General features: G+C 42.3%; 16 protein-coding genes and 1 tRNA gene. All 17 read right to left on the bottom strand.

All coding sequences use genetic code 11. The features are described 5' to 3' along the window. Window positions 1-15 precede the first annotated feature (15 nt). A complete protein-coding gene (locus G590_RS0105420; RefSeq protein ID WP_022764659.1) occupies window positions 16-480 on the bottom strand; it encodes a PaaI family thioesterase in 465 nt (154 codons plus the stop codon). A gap of 45 nt (window positions 481-525) precedes the next feature. Beyond that, window positions 526-1,671, bottom strand: a complete 1,146-nt coding sequence (locus tag G590_RS0105415; protein ID WP_022764658.1) for a GGDEF domain-containing protein — start codon at window positions 1,669-1,671, stop codon at window positions 526-528. 121 nt (window positions 1,672-1,792) lie between these two features. Then, a tRNA-Glu gene (locus tag G590_RS0105410) sits at window positions 1,793-1,864 on the bottom strand. 150 nt (window positions 1,865-2,014) lie between these two features. Next, on the bottom strand, window positions 2,015-6,001 hold the full coding sequence (locus G590_RS0105405; RefSeq protein ID WP_022764657.1) for a hypothetical protein: 3,987 nt from the start codon (window positions 5,999-6,001) through the stop codon (window positions 2,015-2,017). A gap of 287 nt (window positions 6,002-6,288) precedes the next feature. Continuing rightward, entirely contained in the window at window positions 6,289-7,014 is a 726-nt protein-coding gene (locus G590_RS0105400; RefSeq protein WP_022764656.1) for a hypothetical protein, read from the bottom strand. Then, on the bottom strand, window positions 7,004-7,681 hold the full coding sequence (locus G590_RS0105395) for a DUF4230 domain-containing protein (protein ID WP_022764655.1): 678 nt from the start codon (window positions 7,679-7,681) through the stop codon (window positions 7,004-7,006). Before G590_RS0105395 ends, G590_RS0105400 begins: the two co-directional genes overlap by 11 nt. 104 nt (window positions 7,682-7,785) lie before the next feature. Next, a complete protein-coding gene (locus tag G590_RS18530; RefSeq protein WP_022764654.1) occupies window positions 7,786-8,004 on the bottom strand; it encodes a hypothetical protein in 219 nt (72 codons plus the stop codon). A 120-nt stretch (window positions 8,005-8,124) separates the two neighbouring features. Next, a complete protein-coding gene (locus G590_RS0105385; RefSeq protein ID WP_022764653.1) occupies window positions 8,125-8,919 on the bottom strand; it encodes an RnfABCDGE type electron transport complex subunit B in 795 nt (264 codons plus the stop codon). Between the two features lie 17 nt (window positions 8,920-8,936). Next, entirely contained in the window at window positions 8,937-9,524 is a 588-nt protein-coding gene (rsxA, locus tag G590_RS0105380; protein ID WP_022764652.1) for an electron transport complex subunit RsxA, read from the bottom strand. Next, the gene (gene rsxE, locus G590_RS0105375) at window positions 9,524-10,303 is read right to left on the bottom strand and encodes an electron transport complex subunit RsxE (protein ID WP_022764651.1); all 780 of its coding nucleotides are present in this window, start codon (window positions 10,301-10,303) and stop codon (window positions 9,524-9,526) included. The genes rsxA and rsxE overlap by 1 nt, the downstream gene beginning before the upstream one ends. Before the next feature lie 5 nt (window positions 10,304-10,308). Beyond that, window positions 10,309-10,917 (bottom strand): RnfABCDGE type electron transport complex subunit G, encoded by a 609-nt coding sequence (locus G590_RS0105370; RefSeq protein ID WP_022764650.1) that lies wholly within the window; start codon window positions 10,915-10,917, stop codon window positions 10,309-10,311. Further along, window positions 10,914-11,864, bottom strand: coding sequence for an RnfABCDGE type electron transport complex subunit D (locus G590_RS0105365; RefSeq protein WP_022764649.1), 951 nt, complete (start codon window positions 11,862-11,864; stop codon window positions 10,914-10,916). Before G590_RS0105365 ends, G590_RS0105370 begins: the two co-directional genes overlap by 4 nt. Window positions 11,865-11,877: 13 nt before the next feature. Continuing rightward, the gene (gene rsxC / locus G590_RS0105360; protein WP_022764648.1) at window positions 11,878-13,194 is read right to left on the bottom strand and encodes an electron transport complex subunit RsxC; all 1,317 of its coding nucleotides are present in this window, start codon (window positions 13,192-13,194) and stop codon (window positions 11,878-11,880) included. Between the two features lie 128 nt (window positions 13,195-13,322). Then, complete coding sequence (locus G590_RS0105355) at window positions 13,323-14,513, bottom strand: ribonuclease H-like domain-containing protein (RefSeq protein ID WP_026493947.1); 1,191 nt, start codon at window positions 14,511-14,513, stop codon at window positions 13,323-13,325. A gap of 125 nt (window positions 14,514-14,638) precedes the next feature. Continuing rightward, complete coding sequence (locus G590_RS0105350; RefSeq protein WP_022764646.1) at window positions 14,639-15,424, bottom strand: CheR family methyltransferase; 786 nt, start codon at window positions 15,422-15,424, stop codon at window positions 14,639-14,641. A 159-nt stretch (window positions 15,425-15,583) separates the two neighbouring features. Next, window positions 15,584-16,732 carry a 30S ribosomal protein S1 gene (gene rpsA / locus G590_RS0105345; protein WP_022764645.1) on the bottom strand — a complete coding sequence of 383 codons (1,149 nt, stop codon included), beginning with the start codon at window positions 16,730-16,732 and terminating at the stop codon, window positions 15,584-15,586. Further along, window positions 16,713-17,564, bottom strand: a complete 852-nt coding sequence (gene ispH, locus G590_RS0105340; protein WP_022764644.1) for a 4-hydroxy-3-methylbut-2-enyl diphosphate reductase — start codon at window positions 17,562-17,564, stop codon at window positions 16,713-16,715. The genes rpsA and ispH overlap by 20 nt, the downstream gene beginning before the upstream one ends. Between the last annotated feature and the right edge of the window lies 1 nt (window position 17,565).

Raw genomic sequence — 17,565 nt, 5'->3', positions numbered from 1 at the left:
TCTCTCCCTGGTTATTTATTTCTTTTCACCGAATTGCAGATTTCCCTCAAGCACAGGAACCTTACTTGCATAAAAAGAGAATTCTCCGCTATCCAGCAGATTCCCCGCATCATCAGTTACTCTGATATCAAATACCAGAATGTGCTTGCCTGTCTTGAGTTTCATGCACTCGCAGTATATGTATTCTGTATTCACCGCCGGTAAAAGAAAATTAAGATTAGCCGATACGGTTGTGACGTAATATCCGCTCATACTTCCGGTTGCGCCTGCCATTGCATCAACAAAGGACAGCAGCGCTCCGCCGTGGATACTTCCGTAAGTATTATGAAGCCTCTCATCACACTTAACTCTTGATTTGCTGTAGGTCGCGCTGAGTTCCAGGATTTCAAAGCCTATGAACTGGTTGTACTTGTTGGCATACAGCTCGGCAATCATCTTCTCTCTTATGGCATTTTCTTTTTCAGTACGTGTTGGTCTCATGTCAACTCTTCCGTTTTTAAGTATAATAATCGGTATCCTGTAGCTCTACCGGTTATTTTTCATTTCATACAGCTTCTCATCAGCCTGAGCAATCAGCTCGGGGATGGTCACCGGATTGTCATAATCATACGCGGCATATCCTACGCTGGCCTCAAGCTTGAAAGCTGCTCCCGAATTCTCATTGAAACTTGTAATATTTGAGCGGATCAGATCCGCAGCCGCCTGAACCTGCTGTTCGTTTTCAGCTTCCATTATCACTATGAATTCATCACCGCCAAATCTCGACAGGAATGCTCTGCTCCTGTAATCTTCAAAAGAAGCTTTCATTGCTTCGGCAACAGTTATCAGGGCCTTGTCTCCCTCTATATGGCCATATTTGTCATTAATCTCTTTAAAGTGATCCACATCAAGGATCATCAGATACAGATTAAGTCCCTGAGATTTGGACTTCATCTTTAAAGTCAGATATCGTTGCATCTCCTGGCGGTTATTGATCTGAGTCAGCGGATCGGTGGAAATGTGGTTTTCTATAGCAGTTATATACAAAAACAGAACAGCACATGTCGCACCGTAGCACAAGACAGGGACAGTCAGGAAGAAAGACTGCACCACTCCGCAGATAATTGGCGGTATAGGGAACAGCCCCATAGCCATATACAGCCTGTGATCATAATATCTGTTGCTGGTATATGCCCTGGAGAACGCCTTAATTGAAGAATATATCAGATATCCGAAAGGCACACAGAGCACAACTATATATAACGGGCCATATTCCAGATGTCCTGTATCATCAATGGCAATAAGGTAATCCGTAAAAATTCCGATAAACAGAATTATCAGCGCAATATAGAAAGCTATAATGCTGATGAATGTCTTTTTAGGTGTAAGAATATCCGTGTTCCCCTGGATTATCTCACAGTAAAGATACCACAGCCAGGCACTGGTCAACAGACACAAGTAAGGAACAATAGTTGATATATAGAAAACTGTTTTGTTCACATGAAATACACCGCTTTCAAACAGTATCCATACAGAGTCCGCCACAAAATAAATAACCAGAAGGCGAACCATACGTATAAGGATCATTGTGGAAATCTGCTTATCAACACCTCTTCCAAGGGTAAAAAGCACTGTTCCCAGAAAAACTGCACATGCTATATTTGCCAGTACATAATTAAAACAATTACCCACGTCCACCTCCTGTAATATTTCATATCTTATTATTTCACAAATATACCAGTTATGGAAATTAAAAAAAGCTAAAACACATATGTGTTCTAGCTTCTCGGGTTGGGCTATTCTTAATAGCTAGTACCTCGTAGCGGAATCGAACCGCTGATTCTGCCGTGAGAGGGCAGCGTCTTAACCGCTTGACCAACGAGGCATTTCGTGTCGCCCGTATCGCGGCGACTTGTTTATATTATTACAAATCAAAACAAAATGCAAGTACTTTTTTAAAAAAATTTTAAAAAGAGACGGATCCTTAGTAAATCCGCCTCTTTTCTATATTGATATGTGTTTGATTATTAGCTGATTAGTTTTTCTTGGAGCTGTTCTTGGACTTGTCGTTCCTTCTTCTTACATACTCCTCAACAGATACGCCGGCAATTGCTGCGAGAATGATGAGTCCCCAATAAGGGAAGCCCTTCTGTGCTTCGATTGGAGTAGCTGCCTTAGCTGCTGCCTCATCAGTGATTGTTGTTACTTCGCTGTTTGTAGTTGTCTCCTTCTCTGCTGAAGCATTATCTGCGCCGTTTGCATCGTTTGCTACTGCAGCGTTAGCAGAATCATTAGAAGTTGCTGTAGCGTTTGCAGTATCAGCTGTGTTAGCTGTAGCATTTGCAGTGTCATTTGCAGCTGTTGTCTTTGTGCTGTTTGACTTAGCTGAAGCTGTAGTTCCTGAATTTGCAGTTGATCTTCTTGCGCCAAGTACTTCTGCACCGTCAACTACTGCATCGTTTGAAGCTACTGTAGTGATAACTGCAGATGCCTCTGTTGATGTAGATGCTACAGGTGATGCAGGTGTTTCAGATGATGATGATCCGGTTGTATCGCTTGATGCTCCAGCTGATTCGTTTGATGAAACATTTGTTGCGTTACCTGATGTGCTGCTATTTGTGCCGTTGGTTGTATCATTTGAAACAACATCACCATTTGAGATGATGTCATTATTATTCATCTCTTCAAGTCTTCTTGCTTCTTCAAGCTCTCTTTCCTTGTTTCTAAGGTTCTCTTCAGCAGCTTCAACCTTACCACCTATTGTTTCAAGAGTAGTTTCTGCATCTTCAAGGTTCCTCTTTGCTGTCGCCAGAGCTCTCTCAAGTGCTTCAAGTCTAACATCATCAATATTGATGCTCTGATCAGCAATCATCAGATCCCTGCTCATAGATGCAATAGCTTTTTCCAAAGCGGTAACACTCTCTTTGGTTGTTGTTACCTTATTCTGAGCCTCTTTTGCAGCCATTACAAGCGCATCATACTTGCCCTTGGCAAGATTATACTGACTCTGAGCAGATGTAAGGATTCCAATTTCCTTAGATGTAGTTCTGATACTTTCATCAATTATTCCCTTGTCAGTCTCTGCAATGCTCTTAGCGTTAGTCTTAGAGCCAATTGTTGTACTAATACTACTGATTTGTGTATTAAAATCTTCTATTTCACCAGCAAGAGTACTAATATCTGATTCAAGGGTTGTTTTTTTGGTTCCATACTCTTCAAGGGTACTATTCTTTTCACCTAGTTCCGTACTAGCCGCAAGAAGTTCGGTCTCTTTAGATGCCACATCAGCATAAAGACCAGACTTGGCCTTTCCATCTTTGCCATCATTTCCAAGAGCACTATTTATCTCAGAAAGTTTACCCTCTGCAATTTCAAGAGCTTTCTGCTTATCTACAAGGTCCTTCTTAAGTCCGGTTCCGTCTTTTTTCTCAAGTCTATCCTTAAGACTGTTTATCTGCTCCTGAAGACCACTGATTGTTTGCTCAAGCCCCTGCTTCTCACTTATATTGTCGTTAATCTGATTCTGAAGATCCTCAATATCCTTGTTCAAACCGGTCTTAGCTTTTCCATCTGTTCCGTCATTTCCAATTTGGGTCTCAAGACCAGCTATTTCTGTCTTAAGTGCTGAAATTGATGTATTGATTCCAACTGCCTCTTGCTCTTTATTCTCTTTAGCCTTTACAGCATCCTCAAGTGCCTTGGTTAGACCTGTTGCAGCCTCTGTTTCTGTGCTGGCACGACCGATTGATTCTGCTATTTCATCGACATCATCATGTCCAGTAAAAGCCTCAATAAAATGCTCTTCAAGATATGTATCCGCAGAAGCCGGGATCTGATTCTTTTCTACGTCGATTTTATTACCTTTTTCATCAATATAATAATATGATTCCCATGTCATCAATGGCCAAAAACCATGACTCTCACTTTTAACTATGTTATTTACTATTCTGTTTCCGTTTGAATCAACATATATAGTTTTGTCCTCAGTTGTCTTCTCCACTGTATCCAATTGCAGATAATGCCCCACATTATTTGAAGGATTATAGAAGCTAAGTTCATACTCAACCGAAACTTTTTCTTTTGTCTCTTTATCTGTATAAGTCACAGTGTACTTATTATTTTTTCCTGTTTGTACATCTATACTATTCTTTTCTGCAACATCAGCATAGCGTACCTGAAGCATCATCTTGGCAAGATCTGAGTCTTTTTCCTTATATGTATTTTCCAGAGAAGCCAGGCCGTCTTCCAAATTCTTCTTCTGAGTATTTTTTTCATTAATTTGATTTTTAATTTGTTGTTTCCTTCTACCTGTAGACCAAGGCAACAAATTGTTAAGCTCTTCTATTTCATTATTTAATGTATTAATGTTCTTAATTGTGTCAGTGTAATTATTCCAAGCCGTCGTCACAGCCTTATCAGCATTCTCTGCATCAGTCAAGAACTGTGCCTTTTCAAGATTTGCCTGAGCTGTTTCAATATCAGTCCTAGCATTATCTATAGCTTGCTGAAGCGCATTCTTTGCTTCATCACTAGTCAGAGCATCATACTGATCCTGAAGCTTTTTCAGATTGTCCTGCTTAGTCTGAAGATCTGATTTTGCACCGGAAAGCTCTGCCTCCTTTTCAGAAGTGCTTGCATAAAGACCACTCTTAGCCTCACCATTTGTTCCGTCGTTACCTAAGGCATTGTTTATGCCGGTAAGTTCGTTATTCTTACCTTCAAGTTCCTGATAAAGTCCGCTCTTAGCTTTTCCATCAGTTCCATCATTACCAAGTGTATTCTCAATCGTTCCTATCTGACTCTCAAGAGATTCAATATCTTCATTAAGCCCGGATATCTCACCAGCCTTAGTTTCTTTCTCAGAAAGCTTTTCTGAAAGCTGGTTCTTAAGATCTTCCAATTCTTTATTAAGACCTGTAGCTATTGAACCTTGCGCACTAGCTTTTCCTATTCTTCCTTCAAGCTCAGAAATCTGGTCACTAAGTGTTGAAATATCAGATTCCAGATTGGAAAGCTCAGTCTCTTTTGAACCCTTTGTGCGATTTTTAGCATTAAGGGAATCATTAAGATTTCCCAGCTGAGTATTGAGGCTTGAAATTTCGTCAGTAAGGCCCTGGATCTCAGCTGCCTTTTCAGTCTGATCAATAACAAGCTGATCATATGAAGCCTGTAACTGAGCCTGGCTTGATACAGACGCTTGGTGCATTTCAGTCAGCCTGTCAGCTGCAGCTTTAGCCTTGGTTTCAAGATCATTCGCATTACTCTGTGCCTCTTCAAGCTCTGCTTTAGCAGCTGCAAGCTCTATCTCAGATTTATTCTTTGCTGCATCAAATGCAATCTGTGCACTTCTCACTGCAGCTACCGCTGTATCATAATCACTCTTGTAAGCTTCATATTCACTTGAAGCTGTATCATATGCTTCCTGTGCTGCTGCAGCAATCTGAACAGCTTTATCATATGCTCTTGCTGCATCAGTCTCGTTTACAGCATTCTTTATATCGTTATTAGCTGTATCCAAATTTGTATTTGCTGTTTCAACAACTGTCTTTATACTCTCTGATGTATTGCGCATACCTTCAAGAGCTCTGTCCGCATCATCAAATCCGTTTGTGATATCTTCAGTAGCGCCATTTAAGCTGCTTACATCATTCACAACGCTGTTTTCAGAAGAATTGACATCTTCAATAATATTTCTGGTGTTATCAACGAGATTATCAAAAGATGTATTGATCTCGCTGTTTACTGTTCCAGAAAAATCATTTTCTGAAACTTTTGCTTCTTTACTATTTACGTTATCTACAGCTTCTTTTACTGCTCCGTTAACGTAAGTATCCTCTGCTGTAGCACCTTCTACAATATCACTGGCAACTACATCAGCAGACTTATTGTTTTCAGAATTAACCTGTGATTCCTCAGATGTCTCCCCTTCATTCACATTCTCAGCAAGTACTGTTACAGGCTGGAGTGCCATGCTTGCACTGATTCCGATTGCCATAGCTTTAATGACGTTCTTGTTTTTCATAACTTTTTGTTTCCTTCCCTTTTTAATAATCAAACACACTAAAATCTTGCGATAGAAATTCAAGGCTCATATGGTCGTTCCTTGATTTTTCTTTTTCTCACGAAAAGAATTTTACAATACGCCCTATCATAAGAATCATCATAATTTATATTATTTTTGTATATTCAATATATAAATATGATTTGCTCAGTAATCAAGCGGGTTCCAAATCCAAATTTTTTTCAATGCAGATTTTATGCATAATAAAATAGAGCGGATCTCTCGATCCGCCCTTATCGCTGTTAACTTTATAAATTCCCTCCCGGGGAAAACATGACTTTCATGATCCAGACAAGGAAAACGAACACAAGCACAGGAACCACGCAGGCTGTGACGATCATGACAGCAAGCGATTCCATTAAGCTGCTGATAAATTCCGTCACCTTGTCGATGGTGCTGGTTGTGATGGTTGTTATCTCTCCGATGATTCCGGAATCGGAATCTCCCGAAACATCAAGGTTGTTATACTCTTCTATTGTCTGAGATACAGTATCCTCCTGGGTTTGATAGATCTTATCAGAAAGCACCACACTAGCAGGTACAATGAGGTAAATTATAAACCCGATAAGAGCAATTTTACCTGCCACGGATAAGAACTTTTTATTGCCGCTTATTATGACTGCCGCAACAATTACAAGTGCCAGCGGAATCAAAACGGAAAATGTGATGTATCCCGTTATGGTTATCATGAATTTCTCCAGATACAGAGCACTCAATATGAGGAGAAAATACTTGGCAAGCTCAGCCAGCTGCTCAGCAAGAGGCGTGCACATATCTCCCGGAAGTATTGACAGCGTGGCTGATGTACCGGCTGCTCCGCCCGATAGCGTCATAACTGTTGAAATCTTGTTTTCGGTTTTTTCTATAGAGGAAACGTGATGGGCCGGATCTGCCGCCCAGGGTGCTATTACGGTAAAAGAAATAACGGCTGCAAGAAGCAGTATTGCCACTAAAGCATACTTTTTAAGACTCATATGGGTTACTCCTTTGCTCGAATTCTATAGTATATTCTTCTGTTCCCGGCATGTTCGTAATGAAATTCCTTATGAGCTCTTTGGCCTGCTCGTTGGATCTCTCAAGGATTCCGCTGTCAATAGCCTTTCTCTCGGCGGTTTCTTCAAACTCTGCCATGGACATATTGTAATCTTCCATATTAAGTGAATTCCACAAAGACTCTTTTTCAGAATAAATCTGAAAGCTATCTCTATCTATATCTGTTGACTGAAGCTCTGAATATGGGATCTCGACCTTAAGAGTTTTAGTCTCCTCATCCTTGGTCACAGTAATCTTGCCAAAATCAATTCCTGCTGTTACCTTACCATCATAGCTGTAAGTAAATCCGGATTCAGAGTTAATGAAGTTCAGAATTTTCTTTTCCTTGGTATAGGTCTCTACCTGTGTAAAGTAATACTCCTGAGTAACCAGTACTCCCATGTTTTCAAGACCATCCTCGATGGTTTCTACATTCATGGTAACAAGTACCTTCTCCTCTTTGGGAGCAAGGGATGGGGCCGATGAACCGGCCGTCTGTCTGCCTGCCATATCTCTGGTGTATTTAACACATAAAACTATGGCCACAATAAGCGCAAGTGTAATAACTGAAATATAAAATACGTCTTTTGGGTTTTTTATATTCTTCATGATTCCACTCCCTTAATTCTAATATATCCCCGCAGAGCATACGCTCCGCGAGGATATTATTATTATATCTCAAATTCTGTTGTTATGTTGCAGGAACTGTATCATCAGCCAATATTAAAGTGCTGATAGTCTTCCTGCTCGCCCTGTGAATACTTCATGGCTTCGTCCATGAGCCTTATAAGTTCAAGTGCACTTCTGAACCTCTCTTTTTTGTTCTCTTCTGCCCAAACGACTTCGCCTTGCCATGTCTTATTGTTGCAGCGCTCTATCTTAACTACAAATGTCCCGTTACTATTAACGTTATTCTGTGGTGTCTGATTCATACAAATTCTCCTCGCATAAATATACTGTCATAATCTATTTTATGAATCACCCATCATAAGAACAATCATAATATAAAGAATTTTTGACATTTTTATAAAAAATGTATAAATTCACAAAAATTACACAGATTTAATAGCTTTCTTTGGACATTTCTCCACGCATGTTCCACAGTGTGTGCACTTCTCCTGATCTATATGAGCAACATTGTTCTCAACAGTGATAGCGCCGGCCGGACAGTTCTTTTCACAGATGTGACAAGCAATACATCCGATACTGCAATACTGGTTAACAAGCTTACCCATATCCTGAGACTTGCAGGATACAACACATGTCGCATCATACGGGATAAGATCGATGAGATGGCGTGGGCAGATATCGATACATTTGCCACAGGCCTTACACTCGTCCTTATCAACCACTGCCACACCGTTAACTACATGGATGGCATCAAACTGACATACAGATACGCAGCTTCCGCCGCCGAGGCATCCGTATGTACATGTCTTGGAACCGCCTCCGGGAAGCTGAGTCTGAAGTCTGCAATCAGCCTCACCGTTGTACTCATACTGACTCTTTGCCTTGTCGCAATCACCCTGACAGTGAACATAAGCCACCATTTTGGTGGAATCTCCGGCTTCTACGCCCATGATTCCTGAGATGATCTCAGCTACCGGTGCACCACCAACAGGGCACTGGTTAACCGCTGCCTCTCCCTTGGCAATCGCTGCTGCACATCCGCTACATCCCGGGAATCCGCAACCGCCACAGTTGTTACCCGGAAGAGCCTCTAAGATTGCAGCTTCTTTTTCATCTACATCAACATGCAGCTTCAGGTCTGCCACACCCAGGATCAGTCCGATTATGATTCCGGCACCGGCAACTACCAAAGTCGCAATGATTATTCCTGTTACCATAGTCTTATCTCCTTGTTTTATTTGAGTGCGCTAAATCCTGTAAATGCTATTGCCATAAGTCCTGATGTAAGAAGTACAAGAGGCATTCCCTTGAAAGGTGCGGGAATATCGTTGTACTCCATCTTCTCACGAAGTCCGGCAAGAATAACGATGGCAATTGTAAATCCAACTGCAGTTGCGAATCCGCAAACCACACTCTGAAGGATTGAATATCCATCTGTTACGTTGTTGAGTGCTACACCGAGAACTGCGCAGTTGGTTGTAATAAGAGGAAGGTATACACCAAGAGCCTGATACAACGAAACTACGAATTTCTTGAGGATCATCTCAACAAACTGTACAAGCATCGCAATAACAAGGATAAATACGATGGTCTTAAGATATGAAATATCCAAAGGTGCAAGTATGAACTTATAAATTATGCTACAAACCAGTGAAGCCATGGTAATTACGAAGATACACGCTGCTCCCATTCCAAGAGCAGTGTCTGTTTTCTTGGAAACACCAAGGAAAGGACAAAGTCCAAGGAACTGGCTAAGTACTACGTTGTTAACGAGTGAAGCTGATATCATGAGCCCCACAAGACTAAGAATTGTTTCTGCCATTATCCTTTAGCCTCCTTTCCTGCTTCTTTATCTGCCATGATCTTGTCTGCTGCAGCTTCTTCAGCTGATGAGCAGCAGCCCTGACCAAACTTCGATGTGTCTTTGCCCTTGGCAGCCATGTTCATCTTGATCTTGTTCATTATCGCAATAAGGAATGCAAGAACAAAGAATGCACCGGCCTGCTGGATAAAGATACTTACAGGCTGATACTGTGAAAGGAACTGACCAACAGCTCCGGGAACCACTGTTCCCTCTCCGAGGATCTGAACATCAAAGGCTGTTCCGCCACCGATGAACTCTCTCACAAGACCGATACATGTAATGGCACAGGTAAATCCGATTCCCATACCGATTCCGTCAAAGAATGCCGGAACAATGCCGTTCTTGCTGGCGTATGCTTCCGCTCTGCCAAAGATGATACAGTTAACAACGATAAGAGGAATGTATACTCCCAGCGCTGCGTTAAGAGCAGGAACATAAGCCTTCATAAGAAGCTCAACCAGTGTTACAAAAGAAGCTATAACTACGATGAAGGAAGGAATTCTGACTGTAGAAGGAATTGTCTTCCTGAGTGCTGAAATAACAGCATTACTGAGTGCAAGTACAAATGTAGTTGCAAGTCCCATACCGATTCCGTTTATTGCTGATGATGTAACAGCAAGTGTGGGACACATACCAATCATAAGGACCAGTGTAGGATTCTCAACAACAAGTCCGTTAAAAAATCTCTCGGCAGGAGTGTTCTGTTTAAAGCCTAAAGCGCCTTTTTTTGCTTCCATGCTTATCACTGTCCTCCTTTCAATACTTTTTCAAAATATGAAACCGCACCATTTACGCCGTTTGTAACAGCTCTTGATGTAATGGTGGCTCCTGAGATTGCCTCGATCTGTGAGTTTGCATCGGTAACCTGTCCGTTCTTGGCAACTGTGAGAGCACTTGCTGCCTTGTCTACAAACTGAGGAACGAGAACCTTCTCAGCATTCATTCCAAGTCCGGGTGTCTCAGCGATCTTGATGATGGAGATACCGTTTATGGATGACTCATTTGTGATACCAACTGTATAGGTGATGAAATCACCATAGCCCTTGGACTTAACCTGGATAACATATCCAAGTCCGTTTCCGGAAGAATCCTTAGCCTCTTTTACACTCTCGATTGTCACACCTGCAAACTCAGATGCGATCTGTGCAGCTGCAGCATCGTCAAGAGCTACATCATCAAAGGTAGCAGCTGCTGCAAATACAGACTGGTTAGCCTTATCCTGTGCAAGCTTCTCCTGGTATGCGATAGGATCTTTGGTAACCTGATATACAAGTCCCAGAAGAACACCCGCAACTAATGTGATAGCAAAAAGGATAAGCGCATTTTTGATCATTGATTTTGTGTCATTCATGCTTTTTTCGCCTCCTTCTTTGCTGTTTTCTTAATACCGAAGGCTCTCGGAATTGTGTACTTCTCAATAAGAGGAACAAGCAGGTTTGAAATTACGATGGCAAAAGAAACGCCCTCTGCATTAGCTCCCAGTATACGGAATATACCTGTAAGAAGTCCTAAGATCACGCCGTAGATAACCTTTCCCTTAGGTGTGATAGGGCATGTCACATAATCGGTAGCCATGAAGAAAGCACCGAGCATAAGTCCGCCACCTGCAAGGTGTGCAGCAAGATATGCGAAGTTGAAGCCATATCCGCCAAAGAGAACTACGAACAATGAAAATGTGATGATGTAGGTAAACGGAATAACATAATCAATTACACCTACAGCAAAAAGTATCATTGCACCAAGCACGATACAAAGCATTGATGTCTCACCGATTGTTCCGGCTGTTCTACCAATAATCATATCCATGACATTGGGCTCAACACCGTTCTTGAGATTCTGAAGAGGTGTTGCACCAGTGTATGTGTTGGTGATGAAGTTTGTCATAATGGCCGGGAAGGAAATTACAAGGAAACATCTTCCGCCAAGAGCCGGGTTCATGAAGTTCTGACCAAGTCCGCCGAAGATCTGCTTGACCATAATGATGGCGAAGATACTTCCGAGAACCGGGATCCACCACGGCACAGTTGAAGGAAGGTTAAGGCCCAGCAAAAGACCTGTTACCACCGCTGAAAAATCACCTATTGTGATGGGCTTTTTCAGTGCCTTCTCATAAAGGAACTCCGCAAGCACTGCGGAAGCTACTGATAATAAAACTATGATAAGTGCATTCAGTCCAAAGTTGTAAATACCAAAACCTGTTGTAGGAAGAAGCGCAATAACTACCCACATCATGATATTGGATGTGGTGGTCTTGCTTCTAACATGCGGATTGGATGACACTCTTCTTAAATCGCTCATTCAAATGTCCCCCTTACTTCTTTCTCTTGCCGAGCTGGATCTTCCTCATGCCCTTGATCAGCTGTGTCAGCTGACGTCTTGCAGGACAGATATAAGAGCAGCATCCGCACTCACAGCATTCCATTCCGTACATATTGAGGAATGCCTTCTCATCGTTGTGTTCAACCGCATCTGCAAGGTTCTTGGGAACCAGTCTCTCAGGGCATACCTCTACGCAGCGTGCGCAGTTGATGCATGCAGATGGCTCCATTGCTGCAACCTCATCCTTGGTAAGGCAGGTCAAAGCAGAAGCAGTCTTGGTTGTGGGAACATCAAGATCAAAGATGGCAAATCCCATCATAGGACCACCTGAAATGATCTTGGCAGGCTCAGTCTTGAATCCACCGGCGTCCTCTAAGAGCTCACGGTAATTGGTTCCGATCCTGACTTTATAGTTCTGGGGCTCAGCAACAGCATCACCTGTGATGGTTACTATCCTCTCCATAAGAGGTCTGCCCTCTTTTACAGCTCTGCATACTGCACAGAGAGTATCAACGTTGTCAACTATGCATCCGGCATCAGCAGGAAGCATTGAAGAATTGATCTCTCTTCCGGTGCAGGCATAAATAAGCATACGCTCAGCACCTTCAGGATACTTGGTCCTAACGGCTTTTACGCTTATCTTGTCCTCATCTTTAGTTAATTCTTTGAATTTGGCGATTGCATCGGGCTTGTTATCCTCGATTGCAAGAATACCTCTTGCATTAGGGAAGATACTTACAGCAATCTTAAGACCCTCTAAAAGAAGCTCGGGCTCCTCGATCATCCTTCTGTAGTCAGATGTAAGATAAGGCTCACATTCTGAACAGTTAGCGATGACATAGTCGATCTTGTCCGGCTCTTTTGGAGCAAATTTGACAGCAGTAGGAAATCCTGCTCCTCCCATTCCGACAACGCCTGCTGCTCTCACAGCATCGATCTTATCCTGAGGAGTCATCTCCTCGTAGGGCTTTGCCGGTTTAAACTCCACTTCTTCATACTTACCATCGTTCTCGACGATGATACTGTTGCACATTGCACCGGTTGCCAGTCTTCTGGGCTCGATTGCCTTAACAGTTCCGGATACGGTTGCAAAGATCGGTGCAGAAACAAAACCACCGGCCTCGGCAATCATCTGACCTGTAAGGACATGGTCACCAACCGCAACAACAGGCTTAGCAGGTGCGCCAATGTGCTGGGATACAGGATACACCAGATCCCCTTTTGGCATTACTGATTTGATGGGTTTATCCTTAGAAAGTTCTTTACCTTCATAAGGGTGAATACCCCCCGTAAAAGTACCTCTTGCCATTTTTCCTACCTTCCTCCGATTTTAGAAATCTTATCTCAAAGAATTTGAGATGATAATACACTTATTTATTATACTCGTTTTTGCCTAAAAATTTATGATTAATGTCAATTTTTTTAGTTATTATTTTGTCAATAAATCCCCAAAATATAGGCAATTGCATGTGAGGCGTAAAGACTCATTGCAAATCTGCTCTTCTTCATATTCTCATTCAGGTCAAAGTAAAAGCATTTATCCTCATAGTCCTTCTTAAAGAACGGCGTAAATACGAGGTCCCACTCCCTGAGATACTGTCCCTGCTTTTTGGTATAGCAGTTCTCGGGTCTTGCCTTTTCCCTGAAATCCTTGTCCACAAAGGTTGCCAGCGACTTGTGGATCGCCATATCCTCCTGAGGCAGATAATAGTAATCCTTGTAATTGGAATAAAAATACTTAAGTTCTGTCTCATATAGCGGAACCCGAAGCGTAGCCTCACTTCCCGAAGTCTTGAAAAAGCAACCTTCAACATTTCCGGAAATGGATGCCGGAAGCTCAATCGGAAGCGCAAGCTTCATGAACACCTCAGATTTCTCCTGTCCATCGATGTCCTTGTATCTGTTGGCCTGAACCTTGATTGCCTTAACCGGAAGATTCCCGCTTACATAATCGCTTTCACTTATCTCCTCATCGGTTCTGACAGAAACCTTGGGAAGATTGTCAAACATCTTAAAAAATCTTGCATAGAGAAGAATAGGCGCCAGCCTCATCATTCCCTTAACATCCTCGAAATTATGGAGAAGAAGGAGTTCCAAAAGCTCCGAGCTCTTACTCTCCTCATAGTCCTTATAAACTGCTATCAGCTTGCCACCGTCGTACTTGTCCTCTCTGTCTATCTTGAGAAACTTCTCAACAGTCTTCTGTTTACAATCCGGCAGACCGAGCTGTCTTTTTAAAGGTTTGACCCACTTGTACAGATCAAAGGACTCAAGCCTTTCGAAAGGATCTGTAAGCTTGTGTTCCTGATACTTATTCTGCAGGAACGGGATGTCAAATCTGTCCCCGTTGAAGTGAACGACCTTGGCAAAAGACCTTGAGAAGTCCGAAAACTCTGACAAGACCTTCTCTTCATCATCTGCATTCTCACCAAAAAACTGCCTTACAACCCACTTTCCGTTTTCTACAAAACCTGTTCCGATAAGGTACAGATCAGAGTTCCTTGGCGAAAGACCTGTGGTCTCAATATCAATAAACAGTATGTCCTCTCTCGGACAGCCCACTATTTCGGGCATCATCTCAAGAGCACTGCTATTAATTCCTTCAATAATTTCACTGGTTTTAATCATGTTTATCCCCACTTTCCGAGATCTCCTACAGCATCTATGATACCATAAAATCCTCGCAGCTGCGTGGTTTATGCCATCAAAAAAGGACATCTCTTTTGCAGAAGAGATGTCCCTGAAATTCTTAATTATGCTTCCGGTTTCTCATAGTAGAAGGAGTTCTTTCTTACGAAACCGATGTCCTTGTAATTAACGATCTGCTCTGTGCTTCCGATAAAGAGGATTCCGCCGGGCTTGAGGTTTGCGAAATACTTTCTGAAGATCTCATCTTTGGCTTCCTCTGTGAAGTAGATAAGAACGTTACGGCAAACGATAAGGTGACAATCCTTCGGGTACGGATCGCGGAGAAGGTCAGCCTGTTTGAAGGTAACTCTGGAAGTTATCTCACTGGATACCTTCATCTTGCCGTCTTCTGTCTCTGTGAAGTATTTTTTCTTGAATTCCTCAGGGACTCCGGAAACTTCCTTCTTGTCATAGATAGCAGCCTTAGCTTTTGCAAGAACTACCGCATCAAGGTCTGTGGCATAGACATTTATCTGGTTCAAAGGAAGATGCTTGGAGAGCATCATTACAATTGTGTAAGGCTCATCGCCTGTTGAGCAGGCTGCACTCCAGATCTTAAGGTTCTTGCCGAACTTCTTCATAAGCTCGGGAACCATCTCCTTGTCCATGAGCTCCCACTGTTCCTTGTTTCTAAAGAACTCAGATACATTGATTGTAAGATATGTAACAAAGGAATCCAGCGCCTCTCTGTCCTTTTTTATAAGCTCGAAGAATCCGTCGTAGCCTTTAACGTCATACTTACCGATCAGAGTATCAATTCTTCTCTTCATCTGTTTTTCTTTGTATGCATTGAGGTCAATCTTGGTCAGATCGTAAACATTTTTCTTGAACCACTCATAATCAGCTGCCATAAAGCCTAATTCCTCCTAATTCAAATTTAATAGTGTCACTACTTCAATTTTATATTAGTTGGAATTGTATGTAAAATTAAATAAGTATAAATAAAATTTCGTTAATAATTGCATAAAAATAAGGGGTGGAAAAATTCCACCCCTCTAAAATCAGGTTAATTATTCGTTCTCTTCACTCTGCTCAGCGATAACCTTGTCGATGTCAACTGATACTACATCGCCCTCGTCCTCTGCAGGAGCTTCCTCTTCCTTCTCAGGAGCGAACATAGCCTTGATTGAAAGGCTGATCTTCTTGTCTGCTTCGTTGAAGTCTACAATCTTAGCTTCAACTTCCTGGCCTACCTTAAGGACATCTGAAGGCTTCTCAACGTGCTCTTTTGCAATCTGAGATACATGGAGAAGAGCATCGATTCCGGGCTCAAGCTCTACGAATGCACCGAAGTCTGTCATTCTGGCAACCTTGCCCTTTACGATATTTCCAACTGCATACTTCTCTGTAGCATCCTTCCAAGGGTTCTCATTATCGAACTTTCTTGAAAGAGCGATCTTGCTTCCGTCGATAGACTTAACAAGAACCTTAACTGTATCGCCAATCTTGAATGCCTTCTTAGGACTCTCAACACGTCCCCAGCTCATCTCTGAGATATGAAGCAGACCGTCTGCTCCGCCAAGATCGATGAATGCACCGAAATCTGTAACGTTCTTAACTACACCGTCAACGATGTCGCCTGCCTGGATTGTATCGAAGAGCTTCTTGGCAGCCTCTGCCTTCTCAGCTGTTACAAGCATTCTTCTGTTACCAATGTATCTTCTTCTCTTAGGATTGTACTCAGTTACAACGAACTGGATCTCCTGATCCTGATACTTGGAAAGATCTTTCTCATAGCTGTCTGATACAAGGCTTGCAGGGATGAAGATTCTAACTTCATCAACTACTACTGTAAGTCCACCCTCAAGTACCTGTACAACCTTAGCTGTAAGAACTTCCTTGTTGTTGAACGCCTCTTCGATTCTCTTGTTGCCTCTGTCAAGGGCAAGTCTCTTGTATGAAAGAATAACCTGACCGTCAGCATCGTTGGTCTTAAGGACCTTAACGTCCATTGTATCGCCAACCTTAACGGCGGTTGTAAGGTCAATACTGTTGTCGTTTGAGTATTCACTCTTTGTTAAAACACCGTCGGACTTGTAACCAATGTTAAGGATTATCTCGTCAGGCTTAACGTCAATAACAGTTCCCTCTACAACCTCCCCTGTGTGAATTGTTTTGAACGATTCGTTAAGCATCTGTTCAAAAGTTTGTTCTGACATGTTTCTGAACCTCCTCAATAATGTTCTTTGGGGTTGAAGCCCCGGCGGTAATCCCAATCAGCTCTGCCGATTCGGGTATCTCCAGATGTAAATCATCTAAAGTCTGAATAAAATATGTATTTGCACACTTCTGCGCACAAATTTCGTACAGTTTCCTAGAATTGGAGCTGTGTGCGCCACCTATGACAATCATAACGTCAGCTTTGGATGCGATTTCCTCCGCTTCAGACTGCCTTTCGTCAGTCGCATTGCATATTGTATTCACAATATTAATATTGTAACCAACATTTTTAAAGATTTCAATGGTTTCTTGAAATTTGTTTTTATTGTAGGTGGTCTGAGACACAACTGTGTATTCCGGTTTTTTGTCACCGGAAAATTCTCTGGCCATTTCTGGTGACTCAATGACATACACAGGGCCTGTTGCGTAGCTTACAATTCCCTCAACTTCCGGATGACTCTTGCTGCCCACAACAATGATGCTCTTGCCCTTGCCGCTCTCTTCCTCTACAATCCTGTGTATTCTCTTAACAAAGGGACAGGTGGCATCTATTATCTGAAGCCCGGTCTCTTCCAGCTGTTTGTGTACCTCTTTGGTAACACCGTGAGAGCGTATGATGATAGTTCCGTTATTTATGCCCTTAAGCTCGTCAGGACTCTCGATCACCTTAACTCCCTTTTTCTCCAAATCCGAGACCACTATCTCATTGTGGATGATGGGTCCATATGTATAAATATTCGATTTTTCTTTTTCAATCTGCTCATATACGGTCTCAACCGCCTTGGTAACTCCAAAGCAAAAGCCCGCGTGCTCAGCTACGATTACTTCCATA

Source organism: Butyrivibrio sp. XPD2006, assembly GCF_000420865.1.
GTDB lineage: Bacteria > Bacillota > Clostridia > Lachnospirales > Lachnospiraceae > Butyrivibrio.
The sequence above is the reverse complement of the archived record's forward strand: the minus strand, read 5'-3'. Positions and strand labels throughout refer to the sequence as shown.